This window comes from Novosphingobium sp. B-7 (assembly GCF_000410615.1).
GTDB classification, from domain to species: Bacteria; Pseudomonadota; Alphaproteobacteria; order Sphingomonadales; family Sphingomonadaceae; genus Novosphingobium; species Novosphingobium capsulatum.
In genome coordinates this window covers 1-4,053 of sequence record NZ_APCQ01000375.1, presented here as the reverse complement: position 1 = coordinate 4,053, position 4,053 = coordinate 1, and the positions used below count along the sequence as shown (strand labels likewise).

The following is a 4,053-nucleotide window of genomic DNA, read 5'->3' as shown; positions in this document are numbered from 1 at the left end:
GCGGGCCTTGGCGCTGTCGGTGGCAGAGCGCGCCTATCTGTTCGAACTGGCCGGCCGGCTCGATCCCGAGGCGCCGGTCGCCCTGGCGCTGGAAGAGGCGCCCGATTCGGTGCGGGTGCTGGTCGATTTCGCGCCCGGCCCGGCCTATGGCCTCGATCGCACCTGGCGCGCCACGTGCTGGAACGCGGCGGCGGCGCGGCTGTTTCCCGGCTGGCTCGACGATCTGGGAGAGCGCAACCTGCTGCGCTACATGTTCCTGCGGGCTGAAGCGCGCGCCATGCTGCCCGATTGGCACGAGCGCGCCCGCCGCCTGATTGCGGAATTTCGCGCCGATCATGCCGGGCGGCATGGCGATCCTGTCAGCGAGCGGATCGTGGCCGATTTGCGCGGGGAAAGCGCTGAATTCGCCAGCCTGTGGGATGAGCAGGTGGTGCAGGGCCGCGAAGGTGGCCTGCGCCGGTTCGACCATCCCTGGGACGGGCACCTGGCCTTTCGTCAGTTCACTTGGATTCCCGCCGATCGCCCCGATACCAAGGTGGTGGTGCTGCACCCGGCGTGACGCGCGCGGCAAAGGTTGCGCTTTGCGCGCCAAACGCCCACATGCGCTGGAATGGCCAAGACCAATTTTCCCGCGGGACTCCCTACGCGCCAGCAGGTGCTCGATTTCATCGCCCAGAGTGCAGAGCCAGCCGGCAAGCGCGAGATTGCCAAGGCATTTGGCCTGAGGGGCACGGAAAAGATCGCGCTCAAGGCGCTGCTCAGGGACATGGCCGAAGAGGGCCTGATTGACGGCAACCGCACCGCGTTCCACGCCATGGGCGGCGTGCCCAAGGTGACGGTGCTGCGCGTCGTCGAAATCGATGAAGGCCATGTCCTGGCCATTCCCGACAGCTGGCAGCCCGATGATGCCAGCCCGCCGCCGCGCCTGCGCGTGATCGAGCCCAAGGGCAAGGCGCGTGATCGCCAGGCCGCGCTCAAGCCGGGCGATCGCGTGCTGGCCCGCACCGAGGAAGTTGGCGGGCCGGGCAGTGGCAAGTGGCTGGCCCACCCGATGAAGAAGCTGCCGCAGCAAAGCGAGCAGGTCATGGGCGTGGTCGAACTCGATGGCGTGGGCAAGGGCTGGCTGGCCCCGATCGACAAGCGCGAGCGCCACGCCGCGCCGATTTCCGATCTGGGCGGGGCAGAGGCCGGGCAACTCGTGCTGGCAGAGCCGGCCGGTCGTAGCCCACGCTCTGGCATGCGGGTAACGGCGGTGCTGGGCGATCCGCTGGCGCCGCGCGCGTTCAGCCTGATCGCGATCCACAAGCACGGCATCCCGATGGCCTTCGCGCCCGAAGCGCTGGACGAGGCGCACGTCGCTGCCAAGCTGCCGCTCAGCCACGATCACCGCGAAGACCTGCGCGCCCTGCCGATCGTGGCGATCGATCCCAGTGACGCCCGCGATCACGACGATGCCATCTGGGCCGAGCCCGATGGCGAGGGCGGCTTCCGCGCCCTTGTCGCCATCGCTGACGTCAGCTTTTACGTGCGCCCCGGCGGTCAGCTCGATCGCGATGCGCGCAAGCGCGGCAATTCGGTCTATTTCCCCGATCGCGTCGTGCCGATGCTGCCCGAAGTGCTCAGCGCCGATGTCTGCTCGCTGAAATCCGGCGCCGATCGCGCGGCCATGGCCTGCCATCTGCACATTGCCGCCGATGGCCGGATCAAGGACTTCCGCTTTACCCGCGCGCTGGTGCGCATCCACGAAGTCATCGCCTATGAAGAGGCGCAGGCCCGCATCGATGAAGATCGGGCCGAGCCGCACCTGCAGAACCTGTGGGCAGCCTGGCGCCTGCTGGAAAAGGCCCGTGCCGCGCGCGATCCGCTGGAACTTGAATTGCCCGAACGCCGCGTGATGCTCGATGACCAGGGCCGCATTGCCCAGATCGCCCTGCGCGAACGGCTCGATGCGCACCGCGTGGTCGAAGATTTCATGATCGCGGCCAACGTGGCCGCGGCCAAGGCGCTGGAAGCCAAGACCGCCCCGGTGGTCTATCGCATCCACGAGCCGCCGAGCCGGGAAAAGCTGCTGGCGCTCAAGGACTATCTCGCCACGTTCGATCGCAAGCTGTCGCTCGGCCAGGTGATCACGCCGGGCCTGTTCAACCGCATGCTCAAAGACGTGACCGACGAGGCGGAAAAGGCGCTGGTGATGGAAGCGGTGCTGCGCAGCCAGACCCAGGCCTATTACGGCCCGCGCAATGCCGGGCACTTTGGTCTGGCGCTGGGCAGCTATGCCCACTTCACCTCGCCGATCCGCCGCTATGCCGACTTGCTGGTGCACCGCGCGCTGGTCGATGCCTATGGCTTGGAGCAGCCGCGTCCGGCCGACCATGCCGTGCCTGCCACCTCGGGCCTGTCCGATCGTGACAGGGGCGATCTCGCGCGGGTGTCCGATGCCATCAGCGCTGCCGAGCGGCGCGCGATGGAAGCCGAGCGCGAGACGATCGATCGCTATGTCGCCGCCTGGCTATCCACCCGCGTGGGCGAGGTGTTCGACACGCGCATCAGCGGCGTGCAGAAATTCGGGCTGTTCGCCACGATCCTGGGCTTGGGCGGCGACGGCCTGGTTCCGGTCTCCACGCTGGGCGCCGAGCGCTTCAATTACGATGAAAAGGCCCAGCGCCTGGTCGGCGAACTGAGCGGCGAGGAATTTGCCATGGGCATGATCCTCAAGCTGCGCCTGGCCGAAGCCAACCCGCTCACCGGCGCGCTCAAGTTCGAGCCGGTGGACGTGGCCGAAGGCGTACAGCGTATCGAGCGGCGCGGCGGCAAGCTTGACGCCAAGGCCAAGTTCCGCGGCAAGCACATGGTCGGCCAGCGCGGCCGGCCCGGGAACATCCGCCACCAGGGCAAGCGGCGCTAACCCCCTCTGACGGCCTGCGGCCGCCACCTCCCCCGGTGGGGGAGGACCTGCTAATCCTCCCCCACCGGGGGAGGGGAACCGCCGCGCAGCGGTGGTGGAGGGGGGGGCGTCAACTCACCGCATCGATCGTCTCGTCATCGACGCCACCTGGCACGATCATCAGCACACAGGGCAGGGTGCCCGCGGCTGCGGCAAAGTGGGTGATCAGCGGGCCAGGATTGTCCTGCGCCGCGCCCAGCACCAGCGCCGACACTTCCGGGTGCTCCTTGAGGTATTCGCGTACCACCTGCGGGCCGTTGCCCTGCCGCACGCTGATCAGCGGGGCGAGGCCAGATTCACTGGCGAGGCTGCCGGCAGCGGCCGTCGCCAGCACTTCGGCGCGATCGTGCGCTTCCTGTTCGATCGTGGCCTGAACGCCGGCAAAGGCGACGAATTCCTGGCGTGGCACCAGCGCCAGAATGTGCACCCCGCCGCTGGTGCGCACCGCGCGCCGCGCGGCAAAGCGCAAGGCGCGCGCCGCTTCCTCCGTCTCGTCCATGATCACCAGATAGATGCGCTGCTGTTCTGGCATGTGCTTGATCCGCCCCCGTTTCGCGCAGGTGGTATCGCGAATGGCGGGTTCTGGCAAATAGGTGAGGTGCACGGGCACGGCAGGATGCGTAAAAATCATCGCCTGTGCGCGACGCTAGAGGCTTGACCGAAGGTGCAAGGCTGGTGAAATGGAGTGGTGAAACAGAAATTCGATTTAACCCGAATTTTTGAGAAAAAACCAGTTCTGCAAACCGAATTGACACTTTTGTCAGCAAGGACACGGAAAACAGCCCATGCCCATCGCGATCAAGATGCCCGCCCTGTCCCCAACGATGGAAGAGGGCACCCTGGCCCGCTGGCTCGTCAAGGTTGGTGACAAGGTTTCCTCGGGCGACATCATGGCCGAAATCGAAACCGACAAGGCCACCATGGAATTCGAAGCGGTGGACGAAGGCACGATCGTGTCGATCGACGTGGCCGAAGGCAGCGAAGGCGTGAAGGTTGGCACCGTGATCGCCATGATCGCCGGCGAAGACGAAGATGCCAGCCCCCGGGCCCCTGCCGCACCCGAGCCGGCCAAGGCCGCTGAAGCCGCGCCGACGCCGGCCGCCAGCGCG

The 4,053-nt window shown here is 67.1% G+C and carries 4 protein-coding genes; 3 read left to right on the top strand and 1 reads right to left on the bottom strand.

Going from position 1 to position 4,053, the window contains the following annotated elements:
• Both H926_RS32980 and H926_RS0104865 read left to right on the top strand, forming a co-directional pair.
• Positions 1–559 (top strand): hypothetical protein (locus H926_RS32980; RefSeq protein WP_022675316.1); only part of this gene is annotated, 559 nt, incomplete at its 5' end.
• Between the two features lie 51 nt (positions 560–610).
• Positions 611–2,905, top strand: coding sequence for a ribonuclease R family protein (locus H926_RS0104865; protein WP_022675315.1), 2,295 nt, complete (start codon positions 611–613; stop codon positions 2,903–2,905).
• Between the two features lie 109 nt (positions 2,906–3,014).
• Here the strand turns inward: H926_RS0104865 and H926_RS0104860 are convergent, their stop codons facing one another.
• Entirely contained in the window at positions 3,015–3,476 is a 462-nt protein-coding gene (locus H926_RS0104860) for a universal stress protein (RefSeq protein WP_043607867.1), read from the bottom strand.
• 253 nt (positions 3,477–3,729) lie between these two features.
• On the opposite strand from H926_RS0104860, the gene H926_RS25650 reads away from it, so the two are divergent.
• Positions 3,730–4,053, top strand: a 324-nt coding sequence (locus H926_RS25650; protein WP_043607865.1) for a biotin/lipoyl-containing protein, incomplete at its 3' end; no start/stop codon positions are given.

Coding starts and splice junctions, on each gene's coding strand:
- H926_RS0104865 (WP_022675315.1), top strand. CDS start 611: ATGGCCAAGACCAATTTTCCCGCGGGACTCCCTACGCGCCAGCAGGTG.
- H926_RS0104860 (WP_043607867.1), bottom strand. CDS start 3,476: ATGCCAGAACAGCAGCGCATCTATCTGGTGATCATGGACGAGACGGAG.